The sequence below is a fragment of the Bradyrhizobium sp. genome, assembly GCF_030693485.1.
In the GTDB taxonomy this organism is placed as follows: domain Bacteria; phylum Pseudomonadota; class Alphaproteobacteria; order Rhizobiales; family Xanthobacteraceae; genus Bradyrhizobium.
The window spans coordinates 1-17,129 of record NZ_JAUYAN010000179.1 but is presented as its reverse complement, the minus strand read 5'-3'; the positions used below and the strand labels follow the sequence as shown (position 1 = coordinate 17,129).

Below are 17,129 nucleotides of genomic sequence, written 5' to 3'. Positions count from 1 at the left end.
CGTGGCGAAGACGATCAAGGTAGCGCTGGCCGGCGCCGGCGCATTCGGCATCAAGCATCTCGACGGCATCAGGAACATCGACGGCGTCGAGGTGGTGTCGCTGGTCGGCCGCAGGCTGGAGCCGACCAGGGAGGTTGCCGCCAAATACGGCATCGGGCATGTCTCGACCGACCTTGCCGACAGCCTTGCACTCAAGGAAGTCGACGCCGTCATCCTGTGCACGCCGACGCAGATGCACGCGGCGCAGTCGATCGCGTGCCTCAAGGCCGGCAAGCATGTCCAGGTCGAGATCCCGCTCGCGGATTCCCTTGCGGATGCGCAGGCCGTGGTCGATCTGCAGAAGCAGACCAGGCTGGTCGCGATGTGCGGCCATACCCGCCGCTTCAACCCCAGCCATCAATGGGTGCACAAGAAAATCCTCGCCAGGGAATTCAGCATCCAGCAGTTGGATGTGCAGACCTTCTTCTTCCGCCGCTCCAACATGAACGCGCTCGGCCAGCCCCGCAGCTGGACCGATCATCTGCTATGGCACCACGCCGCGCATACGGTGGACCTGTTCGCCTACCAGGCGGGCTCGCCGATCGTGAAGGCCAACGCGGTGCAGGGGCCGATCCATCCCACCCTCGGGATCGCGATGGACATGTCGATCCAGCTCAAGGCCGCCAACGGCGCGATCTGCACGCTCAGCCTGTCCTTCAACAATGACGGTCCGCTCGGCACCTTCTTCCGCTATATCGGCGACACCGGCACCTGGATCGCGCGCTACGACGACCTCTTCAACGGCAAGGAAGAAAAGATCGACGTCTCGAAGGTCGACGTCTCGATGAACGGCATCGAACTGCAGGACCGCGAATTCTTCGCCGCCATCCGCGAGGGCCGCGAGCCGAACTCGAGCGTCGCCGAGGTGCTGCCGTGTTATCAGGTATTGCACGATCTGGAGCAGCAGCTCGACGCCAAATGAAACGACGCGCCATGCAGGACATGGCGCCTCTCCCCCGCCGTCCAGGGGAGCCTCGGGTCGAGACCGAGCAGTCCGGCTTGCTCCCAACTCCGGACATATCGCTGTGGCGCACTACGCCAAGTGCCAGAAGCAGTCTCAAGCACCGCCGCAAATGCACCCTCATCCAATCAACGCCCGCAACCGGTCCCGCAATCTCGAACGGAAGCCCGGTTGAAATTCTCTCGGCATGCTCGCGACCTTTTCATCGGGGACCTTGATGTTTCTGCGCTCGGCGTCCTCGCCTGGATGCCGAAACGTCCAGGGCTCATAGCCGCCACTGCGAGGTCGTAACCGGAGGATGGGTGGGTGGTCCCCCGACCATCGGCAACGCAGGCGCGGAACATTCGCGGTTGAGGTCCGCGCCGACCCGAATCATGATTCGCGCAAAGCCGGTGAGTTTGTCGCCCTGAGGCTGCGCCCCCTCGATGCCGGTCGCCTGATGGGGCGCCCGCGGCAACTTTCGTTGTTAGCGGTAGCGCAAGCGCGCGGCCCGATGCCTTCTCGTTCCCTCTCCTCGCTTTGCAACTTGTTAAGGATGCTATGATTTGAGGCGCTGCGTTTACCTAGAACACATTGCCGGCAGACTAGACTGATTGGATCAGGTCGTATCCCCGCAGGCATTCGATGCTCCAAAGTCTGGCTTACGTCGCAAACGATCCCAGTCGATGGCTGGTTCTCGTGGTGATCGTCGTATGCTGCCTCGCGATTGCGGGCTTGATCGGAGCCTTTGCGTATCGCCGTCAGCGCGAACAGAATTCATGCCTGGATACAGCCATCAACAATATGTCGCAGGGACTGACGATGTTCGACAAGTCCGGTCGACTCGTCCTCTGCAATCAGCGCTACATTGAATTATATGGTCTCTCTCCAGAGGTCGTCAGGCCGGGCTGTACCGTCGGCCGGTTGGTGGAGCACAGGGTCGAAACGGGAAGCCTTTCCGTCAAGGAGGCGGAAGCCTACACTGACTATCGACGGGCCGCGGTCGCGCAGGACAGGATTGTCAGCAATATCGCCGAGTTGCCGGACGGTCGGACGATCGTAGTCACCCGGCGCCCCATGAAGGACGGCGGATGGGTCGCCACGCACGACGACATAACCGCGCGGCGTCAGGCGGAAGCCCAGGTCGCTCACCTGGCGCATCATGATGCGTTGACCGGCCTGCCCAATCGTGTCCGGCTGCGCGAACAGATGGACACGGAACTCGCGCGAGTCCGACGGGGACAGTATCTCGCCGTCCTTTTCTTCGACCTCGATGATTTCAAGAGCATCAACGACGGGCACGGCCACGCGGTCGGTGACAAGTTATTGAGAGCCGTGGCAGACCGTGCGCAGGGGTGCCTCAGAGAGACGGACACGATTGCGCGTTTCGGGGGCGATGAGTTCGCAATTCTTCAGACCGGGATCGACAGACCGTCGGACCCTGCGGCCCTCGCCGCGCGAGTTCGGGAAGCGGTCGCGCAACCCTACGACATCGATGGGCATCAGTTGTTTACCGATATCAGCATCGGAATTTCGCTGGCGCCTAATGATGGAACCGATCCGGATCAGTTGCTCAAGCACGCGGATTTGGCCATGTACGAGGCCAAGAGTCACGGACGCGGCACGTTCCGCTTTTTCGAGCCGGCGATGAACGCGCGCGTCAAGGAACGGCGCACGCTCGAACTCGATCTGCGAAATGCGATCGCCAACGATGGGTTGGAGTTGTATTACCAGCCAATCCTCGATCTTGAGCGCGATGAAATCCGTAGCTGCGAAGCGCTCCTGCGCTGGCATCATCCCGAACGCGGCCCGGTATCGCCCGCCGAGTTCATTCCCGTCGCCGAAGAAACGGGCCTCATCTCCGTGCTCGGCGAATGGATACTGAACAAGGCCTGTTCCGCCGCAGCCAGCTGGCCGGGCGACGTCTCAGTGGCCGTCAACGTCTCGTCGATCCAGTTCAAGAATCAGAGTTTGTTGTTGAAGGTCATCAAAGCTCTTGCCGTGTCGGGCCTTTCGGCGCGCCGGCTCCACCTCGAGATCACCGAAGGGGTCCTGATGCGCGATGACGAGACCACGCTGGCGACATTGCATCAATTGCGCGAACTCGGCGTGCGGATCGTGATGGATGATTTCGGTACGGGATATTCCTCGCTGACGTATCTGCGGAGCTTTCCCTTCGACAAGATCAAGATCGATCGCTCCTTCATCAAGGATGTTTCGGAGATGGATGACGCCAGCGCCATCGTGCGCGCCATTACCAGCCTCGCGAGCAGCCTGAATATGACGACGACGGCCGAAGGTGTCGAAACGCAGGAGCAACTGGCGAAAATACGCGAACTGGGATGCACCGAAATGCAAGGTTATCTGTTCAGCCATCCGATGACGGCCGAGGATACCATCCGGTTGCTCCTGTCGCGCGCGGGCGGCGTGGCTGGCGCGGAACGGCTCCTCCCGAGAATCGGACGCACTGACGAGCGAGAGATGACTGGCACGAGCGCTCCAGCCGCTCGCATGCATGGTTGAAGTTCGAGAGGTCTCCAGGCTTGCACGTCTTGCAACGAGCGAACCTCGCAATAGCGCCCGGGTCGCGCAGTATTGGCAATCGAGCAATGTTAACGGCAAATAGCAGTTCCCGGGTGCGTGGGCTTTACTCCAAGTTTATTGTCGTGCCGCAAGCTGCTCGCAGTGGTCCGAAAACGGACGGGACCTTATCATGTTAAGATCGAAGCTGACGCTTGCGCAGGCGCGGGCCACGGCGGTGCAAGCGGCCGATATGGCGGTGCTCGGGGAAAAAATCGAGCGCCTGAAATCCCGTGCCCGCCTGGCGGTCATCTTCGGCGGCGACAAATCGAACTCCGAAGGCGTCGTCTACCAGGCGCGCAATACGCGATCCTGGAAAAGCTACGAGGCGGTAGCGCAAGACATCGCCGCGTCGCTCAGGCGGCAGGGATTCCATCACGTCGATCTCATGGCAGATGATATGCGTCTCGGCGATCGGCTGCGACGCCAGGGTATTCACCTGGCATGGCTCAATACGGGCGGGGTGCAGGGCTACAATCCAGCCGCACATGCCTCGGCCATGCTGGAGATGATGGGCGTGCCTTATGTGGGCCACGACCCGCTCGCGGCGACGACGCTCGACAACAAGCACTCGTTCAAGCGGGAGGCTGTCTGCGCCGGAATTCCGACGCCCTCGTTCACCACCTGGAGCATGGCGCGGGGTCCATTCCGTCCCGACTTGAACAGCCGGTTCAAGCGGGCATTTGCCGATTATGACGGGCCTTTCGTGGTCAAGCCGGTTTCGGGTCGGGCATCGCTGCACGTTCATGTGGTGCCCGACGTTGCAAGTCTGCCCGCTGCCATTGCTCAGGTCTATGGCGCCACCGATAATGTCGTGCTGGTGGAGCAATACCTGCCCGGCCGCGAGTATTGCATCGCGGTGACGGGACCTATCGTCGCGCCCGGTGGTCGTCTTACCCGCGGCTCTGGTCCGTTCACGTTCGCTGCCCTCGAGCGTGTGCTGATGCCGGACGAGCGGATATTCACGTCGATGGACAAGAGCCCGATTACCGAGGATCGGCTGAAGCCGGTCGATCCCCGCCGCGACGCGAAGCTGCTGGACGAAATGCGGCGTCTTGGCCGCGAGACTTATCTCGAATTCAATCTAGGCTCGCTGATCCGCCTGGATTTGCGCGCAGATGCGAACGGAAAGCTCTTCGTTCTCGAGGCCAACCCCAAGCCGGATCTCAGAAAGCCGACTGCAGGCGTCACAAGCATCGTATCCGCCGGCTTGTTCGAAGCCGGTATGGAATACGACGATCTCATTCTGTCGCTGTTGGCCGACCGTCTCGACTTCCTGTTCGCTCACCGCCGCGGCGCGGTTGGGCATCTATCTGACCTCTTGGAAACGCCTAATCTTTTCGATTTCATGCGATCGCCGGCACCGGACGACGCGCAGATATCGTTTAACGAGTTGGCAACGGACCTCAACGTGCTGGCGCTCAACGCCTCGATCCAGGCGCTCAAGACCGGCAACGAAGCAGTGGCTGCCGGTTGCGCCAACGCCATCGGCGGATGCGGCCCGGACCCCCGCGATCAAGCCCCGGACATCAAGATCTCGAAGTAATCCGTGCCAAACAGGCCGGACGGGGCTCGGAATTGTGGCATTAACCCGGATTTATCACATTTCTCCTAGAGTACCAGACGGTCGTTCAGATCCTTTTGCGTTCGACCGAGCGACTCGGGAAGAACGATGAGTTCAGCCAGATCGAAGTCCATCGGAGTTGCGTAAAGCAGCGAGGAAATATGTGGGGAGGAAGATTCGGCAGTCGACTGGTCGACGGGTTCACGATGTTCATCGTGACCGCCGCTTCGCTCACGCTGCTTCTTTACGTCAGTTACGGGGACAGCAAGCGCACCTACGAGCAGATCCATATCGAAAAAATCACCGCTCATGCTCGGCTCATGCAGAGTTACATCGAGAAATTCCTGCGTGACGGGCTGCCGCTTCGGCAATATGCCGGCTTCAATACGCTGGCAATGCCGATAGTGGAAGGCGAAGATATCGATGCGGCGGCGGTTTACGATCAGGTCGGACGCGAGATTTTCGCGGCGATCGACAAATTGAATCCGAAACTGCCGGAGCCTCCCAGCGCCGTTTCAAGTGTGAAGCGGGACATCGCGGTCGAATATGGCGCAACGCATTATCAGATCGTCATTCCGCTGCGCACCCGGTTCGAAACCGTGGGCAGCCTCGTCGTTTCATCGAACACGGACGTCGTGTCGAAGAAACTGCGCGCCACCTTTCACCCGTTGATTTATCTGTCCGTTGGACTGGCGGCCGTGTTCGCGGTCGTCTTCGTGTTTGCATTGCCGTATCTTCCCCGGGCGCGCGTGCCGTGGCTGCAGATCGGCTATACGATGTCCTTCGTCGCGATGTCGGTCGCGGTCGTCTTTGCTATCGTCGGACTATACTACGAAGGTGTGCAGGGAAAATCGAGGGCCTCGGTCGTCACGCTGGCGCAGCGCTTGAGCGATATCGTTGAATTCAATTTGCATTTCAAGGATTTCGAGGGCATGCCGCGCATCTTCAGCGATTACAGGCGCCTGAACACTGAGATCAGCGACGCGGCGCTGATCGAGAACGAGATCATTCAAATCCACAGCGACGCGACCAAGATCGGCAAGAAATGGAGCGCGGATCCGCGATATTTCGAATTCAACATCAATCTTTCCCGCCCCGATCAGCGGGAGCGGATTGTGCATCTTGTCGTGACGGTGCCAAAGGACGCGGTCGTCGACAGGGTGGTTCGCAGCGTCAAGAACCTCGCGGCTTTGTTCGTAGCATCGGCGCTGCTGGCGGGACTGTTTCTGCAAGTTGCCACATCCCTGCAAAACTTCAGGGCCAACCAATTTTCGCCTGACGCTGCCGAGCCCGATCGGGCATCGGCGGAGGACGCGGCATTGGTCATGATCAAGCCTATCTTCTTTCTCGCTGTTTTCCTCGACAGCCTGACATATTCCTTCCTCCCGAATTTCATGCAGAACGCGGCGGCGGTTGCTGGTTTGTCGGTCGGTTACGCTTCGATTCCCTTCACGGCCTACTATCTGTGCTTCGCGTTCAGCTTGTTGCCGGCCGGAAATTTCGTGGAGCGGTACGGGCCGAAGCCGGTGATCCTGGCAGGGTTGCTGCTGGCAACCGCGGGTGTGGCCGGGATGTACATGCCGATCGGAATCACCGAACTGAGCATCTTGCGTGGGATCGCGGGACTGGGCCAGGGCATGCTGCTGATCGGCGTGCAGGCTTACATTCTGGCGGTGGCTTCGCCGCAGAAGAAGACACAGGGCGTTGCGATCATTGTATTCGGATTTCAGGGCGGCCTGATTTCCGGAATGGCGCTCGGCTCCCTGCTGGTGAATTACCTGCAGCCGTCGGGAGTGTTCATGGTCTCCGGCGCGATCGGTTTCGCCGCCATCTTCTATACCTTGTTGCGCCTGCCGCGCGTCAACGACCAGGCCCGGATCGCCAGCGGACTGGTCGCTGCGGCGCGCCGGCTGGTGCGCGACATCCGGGACGTCACGTCCGATCCGGAGTTCATCAAGACCTTGCTTTGCATTGGCGTTCCCGCCAAGGCGATCCTTACCGGAACGATCACCTTTGCGATGCCCTTGTTGCTCGTTCAATACAACTACCGTTCGGAGGACATCGGGCAGATCGTTATGTTGTACGGCCTCGCGGTCATGGTGGCGACGGGTTTTGCCTCGCGTCTGGTGGATCGCACCAGTAACAGCGAACAGGTGTTGTTCTGGGGCGCCATCCTGAGTGGGGGCGGGCTGATGTTGATCGGGCTCATGAGCCCGGCGCTCGCCGGCAGCGGGCCGTTGGGCACCGGCGCATTGATTGCCGGGACCATCCTCGTCGGTATCGCGCACGGCTTTATCAATGCGCCCGTAGTGACCCATGTCGGCCAGTCCAGGCTCGGGAATCGCATCGGTGTGAACCCGGTGACGACGACCTACAGGTTCCTCGAGCGGGCCGGCCATATTGTCGGACCGATGGTCATGGCGCAGGTCTTCCTGATCTTTGGACAGGACGCGATGGTCATCGTCTGGATCGGCATCGGGATCGCATGCCTCGGACTTTTGTTCGTGGCCCGCAATTTCGTCCAGCCGCCGGTCCGCAACTTGCCGTCGGAGGCCCTGTGATGATCGTCAAGCTTGCTCCTCGACCGACGTTCGTCATACGCGGCATCCTTGCGGCTCTGCTGCCCCTGTCGCTGACGGCGACGGCTGCAGCGGAAAATCGGCCGTTTTCCGCGTGGTTCAAGTACGGCGGCGAAATCGACGCGACCTGGGATGTGGCGGGTGACCCTGCCAGGCCAACCTTCGTGTCGATTCGGCGAAAATCGGCGGAGATACAGTCGGCGGACCAGCGCGGTACGCTACGGCGGGTGCTGGTCCTCTATCCCCGGTCCTCGTCGGCCTACGATATCGCCATCACAAAAATCCTCAGTGTTTTTGAATCGAAAGGCCAGAACGCCGAATTCACCGTGATCAACTTCGAATTGAACCACGTGCGCGGCAAGGAGACGATCCAGTTTGCCGAGAAGAGCAAGTTCGATCTGATCTTCGCCATGGGGTCGGAATCGACGGCCTGGCTCTACGACAATTACCGGGGCGGCGACATTCCTGTGGTATCCGTCTGTTCGAAGGATCCGGTAGAACTCGGGCAGATGAAGGACTACGATAGCGGCAGCCGAACCAATTTCGCTTTCACCTCGCTCAACATGCCGGTCGAAGTGCAACTCGCCTATGTAATGGAGTTCAAGCCGGACCTGAAGAATCTCGCGATTCTCGTCGACAGCAAGAACATCAGTGCAGTTCAGACTCAGGCCGAGCCCGTCGCCGCGCGCGCGCGCAAGCAGGGTATCCAAGTCTACATGGGCACGGTGCAGAACCCCGCCAAGGCGAGCGAGGAACTGGCGCAGATTATCCCTGATGCGGTGCGCACGATGCAAAAAAACGATTTCGATCTCAGCAAGAGCATCTTCCTGATCACCGGGAGCACCACCGTTTTCCGTGAGATCAAAACCATCAATGAAAAGGCCGGCCGGATTCCGGTGGTCAGCATGATCCCCGAGATCGTGACCGCGGGCCAGAATACGGCCGTACTCGCGGTCGGCATCAGCTTCGAAAGCAACGCGCACCTCGCCGCAGTCTACGGCACCGACATCCTCAGCGGCAGGTCCGATCCGGGCCAGCTCAAGGTAGGCATCGTCTCGCCGCCCGACATTGCCGTCAGTTTCCTGAAAGCCCGCGAAATCGGTCTGCGCGTGCCGTTTAGATTCTTCGAGACCGCGACGTTCGTCTACGACTATGAAGGCCAGCCGGCGCGCACAGTCGGCAGGAAGTCGAATTAGAGCTGTTTCCGTTTGATCAGGGTCACGTTGCGTGGCCGACTAGGCGAATGTAGCTAATACATTCTGCGGGTGCAGACGTGATCAGAATTTTTTCTGCTTGTCAGCGCCGGGTTCGCAGCTAAATACTTTCGGCAAGAAACTTCTGGCGCAGGCTCCGCCAAAGAGCCCCCGAGATCGCGGGGCGCATCGGCTACTCTCTCACCCCTTCAGTTTCATCCTGCCCATGAAATCGCGCTTGCCGAGCGGCGCCCCCTTGTGGCGGAGGATGTCGTAGGCCGTGGCGGCGTGGAAAAAGAAGTTCGGCAGCGAGAACGACATCAGGAAGTCTTCCGCCGTAAAGGGCAGCGCGCGCTCGCCGAGCTTGAAGGTGACGTCGCGGCCGATCAGCGCGTCGACGGCCTCCGGCGTCAGGGCCGAGAGTTCGTCGCGCGCCTCCGTCACCATCGCCTGCAGCGCGGCATAGTCGAGGTCCGGTTTTCCCATCGACGGGGTGAACACGCCGTTCTGGGCCGCCTCCATCGCGCCGCGCGAGTGATGGGCGACCGAGACGATCTGGAAGCGCAGCGGCGCCATGTCGGATGCCAATCGCGACTCGACGAGTTCGGCCGGATCTATGCCCTTCTCGCGAAAATGCGTCAGGCTCTTGTCGAGAAAGCCGCTGACGGCGCCGAGGGTCTGCAGGTAGTTGGCGACGGTGGCGTCGTAAAGTGAAAAGGCCATGGCGGAAGTCTCCCGTTACGTTGTCTGTTTCTTGCCGGACATTTCCCGGAATTGACGCCGATTGCAATCGGGCCCGCGGGGTGGAAGCAAGACAGTGCCTTTCGGTTCGTGGTCGTGCAATATGCGGGCTTAAGAGCCAGCCAGGGCCCCCTTTTGCAATGAATTTCGTGTCCATCCCCGGCAATCCCTGTCCTGACGGTGCCGCAACCGGCATGATCCAGACGCCGGACGGCGTGACACTGCGTTTCGCGCGCTGGGCTTCGCCTGATGATGGCAAGGAGGAGGTCAAGGGCACCGTCTGCGTCTTCACCGGGCGCAGCGAGTTCATCGAGAAATATTTCGAAACGGTGCGCGACCTGCAGCAACGCGGCTTTGCCGTCGCTGTGCTGGATTGGCGCGGGCAGGGGCATTCGTCGCGGCAACTGCCCGATCCGCGCAAGGGGCATGTCGCGAACTTCCGGGAGTTCGAGATCGACGTCGAGACCTTCATGCGGCTTGTGGTGCTCCCCGATTGTCCGCCGCCCTATTTTGCGCTGGCGCATTCGATGGGCGGCGCTGTCATGCTGCGCGCCGCGCATTCCGGCCGACGCTGGTTCGAGCGGATGGTTCTCGCCGCCCCGCTGATCGACTTGCCTCAACCGCGATCCTCGTGGCCCCTGCGCATTCTGATGCGGATGCTGCGCCTGGTGGGCTTCGGCAACAGCTACGTTCCCGGCAGCAATGTCGACCGGGCGAGGGCATCGGGTTTTCCGGGTAATCCGCTCACCACCGACCCCGGGCGTTATGCGCGAAACGCCGCGCTTCTGGCGCAGGATCCGGCGCTCGGCATTGGTTCGCCTACGGTGGCATGGCTGGACGCGGCATTCGACACCATGGTCGAATTTGACGCCGCGGATTACCCGTTGCGGATCGTTGCCCCGGTTCTGATGGTGGCGGCGGGCGCCGATCGCATCGTATCGGAAGCGGCCATCGAGCAGTTTGCCGCCCGGCTGCCGGCGGGATCGTATCTGGCAATCGAGGGCGCCCGGCATGAAATCCTGCAGGAAGCCGACCTCTATCGCGCGCAATTCTGGGCGGCCTTCGATGCCTTCGTGCCGGGCGCGCCCATGCGGACAGCCCCGGAGGGCCCCCCACGAGCGTCAATTTAAGGGTGCGCGAGGCCACAAAGCCTCTTGCGGCGAGGCGACGCCTTCGATGGTATCCTGATCAGAGGGACGCCCTGGCCGGCGGGGCGATCCATGGAAGGCGGCGAGACAGGGGGCGCTATGGGGTCGCAGATTGCCGTGCCGCTATGGGTCGTCATCATCGTCGCCGTGCTGGCGGCGCTGGCGGTGATCGACCGCATCCTGATGCCGAGCGTGCGCTGGGCGCTGCGCCGCCGCGCCAACCGCGCCATCGATGAACTCAATACCCGTCTCAAACTTCGCATCCAGCCGTTCAAATTGACGAAGCGCCAGGTGCTGATCGACCGTCTGGTGTTCGATCCCGAAGTGCTGCACGCGGCCGACGAATACGCCAGGGAAGCCGGCGTGCCGCGCGAGGTCGCGATGGAGAAGGTGAAGCGCTACGCCCAGGAAATCGTGCCCTCGTTCAGCGCCTATGCCTATTTTCGTGTGGGGACGCGGATCGCCCGCAGCATCTCCCAGATGCTCTATCGCGTCCGCATCGGCTACCGCAACGACGACGCGCTGGCCAGGGTCGATCCCGGATCCTCGGTCATCTTCGTCATCAATCATCGCTCCAACATGGATTACGTGCTGGTGACCTATGTCGCGGCGACCTCGTCGGCGCTGAGCTATGCCGTCGGTGAATGGGCGCAGGTCTGGGGACTGCGCGGCCTGATCCGCTCGATGGGAGCCTATTTCATCAGCCGGGATTCCCGCGAGGGGCTCTATCGCAAGGTGCTGGCGCGCTACGTCCACATGGCGACGTCGGCCGGCGTGACGCAGGCGATCTTTCCGGAAGGCGGCCTCAGCCGCGACGGCCGGCTGCGCCCGCCGAAATTCGGACTGTTGAGCTACATGGTCGCGGGCTTCGATCCGCTCGGCGCGCGCGACGTCGTGTTCGTTCCCGTCGCGGTCAATTACGACCGCGTGCTGGAGGATCGCATGCTGACCTCCGCCGCCAATACCGAGCCGGGCAAGAAGCCCGTGTTCGGCTTCAACGCCAGGGTCTTCGCGAGCCACGTCTTCCGCCACATCGGGATGGCGATCCGCGGCGAGTGGCATCGCTTCGGCTATACCTGCGTCAGCTTCGGCGAGCCGGTGTCGCTGCGCAAGCACGTCGCCGACGCCAACATCGATTTCCGCCTGCTGGCGCCGGAGGCGCGCCATGCCGAGACCGAAAAGCTCGGCAACAGACTGATGCAGGCCGTCGGCCGGGTGGTCCCGGCGCTGCCGGTCTCGCTGGTCTCGACCGCGGTGCTGGAGGCCGGCGACAATCCGCTCTCTCTGCTCGACATCAAGCAGCGGGTCTCAAGCCTGATCGGCGTGCTGGAGGCCCAGGGCACCTATGTCCACATCCCGCGCGCCGACCGCGACTATGCGATCGCAGTGGGGTTGCGCATGCTGACGCTGCGCCATCTGGTGCTGGAGGAAGAGGATGGCAACTACCGCGCCAACCCGGACGAGCTGATCCTGCTGAAATACTATGCCAACGCCATCGCGCATCTGTTCGAGAATACCGCGGCGCCGGCACCAACCGGCGATGCCGCGTTGATCGCCGCTACTCGATGACGGCATGCTCCGGCGGCAGCGACTGCTTGCGCAGCGCAGCCTTGCTCGATCCGATCATGATGGTCAGCGGGATCGCGCACAGCGTGAAGATCATCACCATCTGGTAATCGTGCGAGAAGGCGATGACCTGCGCCTGCAATTTGAGGACAGTGTCCAGCATCGCGCGGCCCTTGTCGGTGCCGAGGTCGATCACGGACCGCACGTCGGGCATCTGCAAGGCATGGTTGAACGGATTGACGTGCTGCGACAGCACCGCGTAGCTCCATCGCGACCCCTCGGTCAGCTGCGAGATCACCAGGGAAATGCCGATCGAGCTGCCGACGTTTCGCAACAGCGTCAGCATCGAGGTGCCGTCGGTGCGCAGATGGTTGGGCAGTGTCAGGAACGCCACGGTGGAGAGCGGCACGAAGACGAGGCCGAAACCAAATCCCTGGAAGATGCTGATCAGCAGGATCTCGTTGACGCCGGTCTGGTCGGTCCAGGCCGTCATCCAGAACAGCGACACGCAGGTCATGCCGAGGCCGGTGATGATCAGCGTGCGTGCCTCGATATGGCGCATCAGCCGCCCGACCATCATCATGGCGACGAAAGTGCCGAAGCCGCGGCTCGCCAGCAACAGTCCGGCGGTGATGATGGGGTAACCGAGCACGTTCTGCAGGAACGGCGACGCCAGCGCCATGGTGGAGAACAGCACCACACCCATCACCGACATGAACACGCAGCCGCCGACGAAGTTCTTGTCCCTGAACAGCGCGAACTGGATGAACGGCTTTGCCGTCGTCAGCGAATGGGCGAAGAAGTAGTAGAAGCCGACGGCCGAGACGATGAATTCGGCGATGATCTCTGTGGAACTCAGCCAGCCGAGCTGCTCGCCGCGGTCGAGCGCGATCTGCAGGGATCCGATACCGACCGCAAGCGCGGTGAAGCCGAACCAGTCGAAGCGCAGTTCGCGGTCCTTTTTGGTCTCGTCCATGAACACCATGAGGCCGATCACGGTGAAGATGCCGAACGGCAAATTGACCAGGAACACCCAGTGCCAGGAATAGGTCTCGGTCAGCCAGGCGCCCAGCGACGGTCCCATGATCGGTCCCATCATCACGCCCATGCCCCAGATCGCCATCGCCTTGGCGCGCTCATGCAGCGCATAGGAATCGAGCATCACCGCCTGCGACAGCGGCACCAGCGCGGCGCCGAACACGCCCTGCAGCACGCGGAACAGCACCATCTGGTAGATGTCCTGCGCCGCGCCGCACAGTACCGACGCCACCGTGAAGCCGGCGGAGCAGATGATGAAGATCCGCTTGCGGCCGAAGCGGTTGGCGATCCAGCCCACCGGCGCGGTCATGATCGCCGCCGCCACGATGTAGGAGGTCAGCACCCAGTTGATCTGGTCCTGCGAGGTCGACAGGCTGCCCTGCATATAGGGCAGCGCGACGTTGGCGATGGTGGTGTCCAGCGCCTGCATGATGGTCGCCGTCATCGCGCAGATCGTCACCATGGTCCGGCGCAGGCCGGGTACGGCAACGGGCGCTGCGGCCGAGCTCGGCATGGCCGCTCAGTCCTCCTTCACCGCCACCGCCGGCGAGCCGAACAGATTGGCGAGCGAACGGCGGTGCTTGGTGTCGATGGTGGCGTAGACGCTCATGCCGGCCTTCAGCTTGCGGACGAAGCTGTCGTTCTTGTCGAAATAGATCCGCACCGGAATGCGCTGCACCACCTTGACGAAGTTGCCGGTGGCGTTCTGCGGCGGCAGGATCGCGAACTGCGCGCCGGTGCCGGGCGAGAGCGAGCCGACCGTGCCCTTGAAGACATGATTGGGGAAGGCATCGACGTCGAGGGTGACGGTCTGCCCGACCGCGACATAGGTGAAATCCGATTCCTTCGGATTGGCGTCGACCCACGGGTTCGAGGTGTCGATCACGGAAAACACCGGCGCGCCGGCGATGACGTGGCGGCCGAGCTGGATCTGCTCGACCTGGGTGGCGGTGCCGTTCATCGGCGCGCGCACCGTGCTGAGGTCGAGATTGCGCTGGGCATCGTCAAGCACGGCCTTGGCCTGCATGTAGGCCGGAAACTGTTCGAGCGGCAAATCTGCGTCGCCGAGCAGCTGGTTGAGCGCATTCGCCCGCCGCTGCGTCACGAGCTGCCGCTGCGTTTGCGCGGTCACCAGCGCAGTGGCGCTGTTGTCGAGGTCGAGCTGCGAGCCGGCATTGCTCTTCACCAGTGAATTCTTGCGCTCGACATCTCTTTGCTTCAGCGCGATCCCGGCGTTGACCAGTTCGATGGTCTGCGCATAGAGCTTGAGGTCGGCGACGAGATTGGCGTGGCTGGTCCTCGCGTCTTCGAGCTTGGCGCGGGCCTGCGCCACCGCCAGCTGGTACGGCACCGGATCGATCTGGAACAGCACGTCGCCGGTCGTGACCTGCTGGCCTTCCTTCACGGTGACGCGGATGATCTTGCCGGAAACGTCGGGCGTGATCAGCACTTTCTGCGCGCCGACATAGGCGTCGTCGGTGGTCACGTAGCGGCCGCCATTGAGGTAGAATGTGACCCCGGCCACCAGCGTCACCAGCGGCAGCACCACCAGCAGCAGAAACCGGCGATAGCGCCGCATCGCCGCCATCAGGCGGCGGCGCGGTTCCGCGGCAATCCTGGTCCGGGGTTTTGCGGGCGGCTCGCCCTTCTGCTCCGGCGGAAATTTGAGGACTGGATCAGCCAAATTGCTGCTCCTGGTCGCGCGGCGCGCCGGCCGGGTTCTGGATCGCGTTGCGGACGTTTTCCTTGATCGCCTCGAGCTGCGCCAGCAGCCGGTGGGCATCGGCCGGATTGATGCCTTCGAGCGCGGTCGCGGTCAGTTCGGAGCGCAGCCCGCCGAGCTTGCCGAGCAGCGGACGCGCGGCCTTCTTCAGATAGAGCCGGTTGACGCGGCGGTCGCTGGCGTCGCTGCGGCGCTCGATCCAGCCCGCCTCGCAGAGCTTGTCGATCAGCCGCGTCAGGGTGATCGGCTGCATTTCCATCTGTTCGGCGAGTTCCGACTGCTTGAGGCCCTCGGTGCGCTCCACCTTGGCCAAAACCGCCCATTGCGCGCGGGTAATGCCGTAGCGCGCCGCCTGCTTGTCGGCATAGGCGCGCATCATCCGCTGCACTTCGCCCAGCGTGAACAGGAAGTTCATATCCACGGAACCGGGCATGGGTATCTCCGTATGCAAGCGATATTATAAGCTAGCTTATCAATCGGGCTTTTCAAGTTAAAGTTGGTCGGCTATCCATGTTGCAGTGCAGTAGTGCGCTGGCGAATCATGGACCACCAGGCCCATCCGCGTTACATCATGGGCTGTCATGACCCTGACCAAGCCGACCTTCCCCGCGCCCGATCACGATCACGACCGCTGCAGCGCGGACGGGATTCTGCATGCCGAGCAGGTCTGCAAGGCGAGGGCGCAGAAATTCACCCCGATCCGCCGCCAGGTGCTGCAGGCGCTGCTGTCGAGCCACCGCCCGCTCGGCGCCTATGAGGTGATCGACGAACTCGCCAAGTCGATGCCGCGGCCGGCGCCGATCACGGTGTACCGGGCGCTGGATTTTTTGATGGAGAACGGCCTCGTCCACCGCATCGAAAGCCGCAACGCGTTCCTGGCCTGCGCGCACGATCATGATGCGACCTCGATGGTGGCGTTCTTGATTTGCGAACGCTGCGGTTCGGTCGGCGAAATTCCGGCGGCGCCCGTCGCGCAAAGCCTCAACGCCGCGGCGCGCGCGTCGGGCTTCGCGCCAAAGCTCTCCGTCGTCGAGATCACCGGCACCTGCGCGCACTGCCAGAAGGCCGCATAAGAAGAAACGGCGCCAAGCCGGTCGCGAGGATCAATGCCGTCAGATCAAATGCAGCCATCGGCCGGGCGTCCGCTCAGCGCGGGCGCCATCGCGCTGATGCTGATGCTGTGCCTGAGCTGGGGCTTCAATCAGATCGCCGTAAAACTGGTGCTGCCGGAGGTGCCGCCGATGATGCAGGCGCTGGTCCGTTCGGTCGGCGCCTTGCCGGTGCTGCTGATCATCGGCTGGTGGCGCGGCGTCAGGTTCCTCGCGCGCGACGGCACGCTGTGGCCGGGCCTCGCCGCCGGAATCATCTTCGGCATCGAATTCGTGCTGATCTATCGCGGGCTGCTGCTGACCTCGGCGTCGCGCGCGGTGGTGTTTCTCTATACCGCGCCGTTCTTCGTGGCGCTCGGCTCCTACTCGTTTCTCGGCGAGCGGCTGCGCGCGTCGCAATGGGCCGGTCTGGCCCTGAGCTTTGCCGGCGTCGCACTCGCGATCGGCGTGCCGCAGGCCAATGTCGATGCCGATGTGCTGCTCGGCGATCTCCTGATCGTCGCCGGCGGCGCGATGTGGGCGGCCACCACCTTGCTGGTCAAGGCGACTTCGCTGCTCAGGGCGCCGGCGGAAAAGGGCCTCGGCTACCAGGTCGCGATGTCGATTCCGATCCTGGCCTTCGCGGCATGGGTCTCCGGCGAACGATTGACCCAAATGCCCGGACTGTTGTCGGTGTCGCTGCTGGCCTACCAGGCGTTCTGGGTAGTCGGGCTGACGTTCCTGCTGTGGTTCGCGCTGATCAAGACCTATTCCGCCAGCAAGCTGTCATCCTTCACCTTCATGACCCCGTTGTTCGGCGTCGTCGCCAGCTACTTCATCCTGCATGACACCCTGACCTTTGCGTTCGGCGTCGCGGCGCTGCTGGTGATCGCGGGGCTTTATCTGGTGAACAGGCCAGAAGTTGCCGGG

At 62.3% G+C, this 17,129-nt stretch carries 13 protein-coding genes; 9 read left to right on the top strand and 4 right to left on the bottom strand.

Annotated features, from left to right (window positions below):
- Position 1: 1 nt before the first annotated feature.
- From Q8N40_RS13085 to Q8N40_RS13065, 5 genes are all read left to right on the top strand, one after another.
- Positions 2 to 961, top strand: a complete 960-nt coding sequence (locus Q8N40_RS13085; protein WP_305712116.1) for a Gfo/Idh/MocA family oxidoreductase — start codon at positions 2 to 4, stop codon at positions 959 to 961.
- A 663-nt stretch (positions 962 to 1,624) separates the two neighbouring features.
- Positions 1,625 to 3,502 (top strand): bifunctional diguanylate cyclase/phosphodiesterase, encoded by a 1,878-nt coding sequence (locus tag Q8N40_RS13080; RefSeq protein ID WP_305712115.1) that lies wholly within the window; start codon positions 1,625 to 1,627, stop codon positions 3,500 to 3,502.
- A 190-nt stretch (positions 3,503 to 3,692) separates the two neighbouring features.
- The gene (locus Q8N40_RS13075) at positions 3,693 to 5,105 is read left to right on the top strand and encodes a hypothetical protein (RefSeq protein WP_305712114.1); all 1,413 of its coding nucleotides are present in this window, start codon (positions 3,693 to 3,695) and stop codon (positions 5,103 to 5,105) included.
- Between the two features lie 95 nt (positions 5,106 to 5,200).
- A complete protein-coding gene (locus tag Q8N40_RS13070; protein WP_305712113.1) occupies positions 5,201 to 7,684 on the top strand; it encodes an MFS transporter in 2,484 nt (827 codons plus the stop codon).
- Complete coding sequence (locus tag Q8N40_RS13065) at positions 7,681 to 8,898, top strand: ABC transporter substrate-binding protein (RefSeq protein WP_371135687.1); 1,218 nt, start codon at positions 7,681 to 7,683, stop codon at positions 8,896 to 8,898. Before Q8N40_RS13070 ends, Q8N40_RS13065 begins: the two co-directional genes overlap by 4 nt.
- A gap of 198 nt (positions 8,899 to 9,096) precedes the next feature.
- Here Q8N40_RS13065 and Q8N40_RS13060 read toward each other — a convergent pair whose 3' ends face one another.
- On the bottom strand, positions 9,097 to 9,618 hold the full coding sequence (locus Q8N40_RS13060; RefSeq protein ID WP_305712112.1) for a DUF1993 family protein: 522 nt from the start codon (positions 9,616 to 9,618) through the stop codon (positions 9,097 to 9,099).
- A gap of 158 nt (positions 9,619 to 9,776) precedes the next feature.
- Here Q8N40_RS13060 and Q8N40_RS13055 point away from each other — a divergent pair, with 158 nt between their 5' ends.
- Together Q8N40_RS13055 and Q8N40_RS13050 are read left to right on the top strand one after the other, a co-directional pair.
- Positions 9,777 to 10,766 carry an alpha/beta fold hydrolase gene (locus Q8N40_RS13055; protein ID WP_305712111.1) on the top strand — a complete coding sequence of 330 codons (990 nt, stop codon included), beginning with the start codon at positions 9,777 to 9,779 and terminating at the stop codon, positions 10,764 to 10,766.
- A gap of 117 nt (positions 10,767 to 10,883) precedes the next feature.
- Positions 10,884 to 12,353 (top strand): 1-acyl-sn-glycerol-3-phosphate acyltransferase, encoded by a 1,470-nt coding sequence (locus tag Q8N40_RS13050; protein WP_305712110.1) that lies wholly within the window; start codon positions 10,884 to 10,886, stop codon positions 12,351 to 12,353.
- On the opposite strand, the gene Q8N40_RS13045 is transcribed toward Q8N40_RS13050, so the two are convergent.
- The 3 genes from Q8N40_RS13045 to Q8N40_RS13035 are packed head-to-tail and all read right to left on the bottom strand — an operon-like array spanning position 12,343 to position 15,544.
- Positions 12,343 to 13,902, bottom strand: coding sequence for a DHA2 family efflux MFS transporter permease subunit (locus Q8N40_RS13045; RefSeq protein ID WP_305712109.1), 1,560 nt, complete (start codon positions 13,900 to 13,902; stop codon positions 12,343 to 12,345). The genes Q8N40_RS13050 and Q8N40_RS13045 overlap by 11 nt on opposite strands.
- Positions 13,903 to 13,908: 6 nt before the next feature.
- Complete coding sequence (locus Q8N40_RS13040; RefSeq protein ID WP_305712108.1) at positions 13,909 to 15,072, bottom strand: HlyD family secretion protein; 1,164 nt, start codon at positions 15,070 to 15,072, stop codon at positions 13,909 to 13,911.
- Positions 15,065 to 15,544 (bottom strand): MarR family winged helix-turn-helix transcriptional regulator, encoded by a 480-nt coding sequence (locus tag Q8N40_RS13035; RefSeq protein ID WP_305322437.1) that lies wholly within the window; start codon positions 15,542 to 15,544, stop codon positions 15,065 to 15,067. The genes Q8N40_RS13040 and Q8N40_RS13035 overlap by 8 nt, the downstream gene beginning before the upstream one ends.
- A gap of 148 nt (positions 15,545 to 15,692) precedes the next feature.
- Between Q8N40_RS13035 and Q8N40_RS13030 the strand changes: the two genes are divergently transcribed.
- Positions 15,693 to 16,184, top strand: coding sequence for a Fur family transcriptional regulator (locus Q8N40_RS13030; protein WP_305712107.1), 492 nt, complete (start codon positions 15,693 to 15,695; stop codon positions 16,182 to 16,184).
- A gap of 33 nt (positions 16,185 to 16,217) precedes the next feature.
- Positions 16,218 to 17,129: DMT family transporter (locus Q8N40_RS13025; RefSeq protein WP_305712106.1), on the top strand; the 912-nt coding region annotated here is incomplete at its 3' end.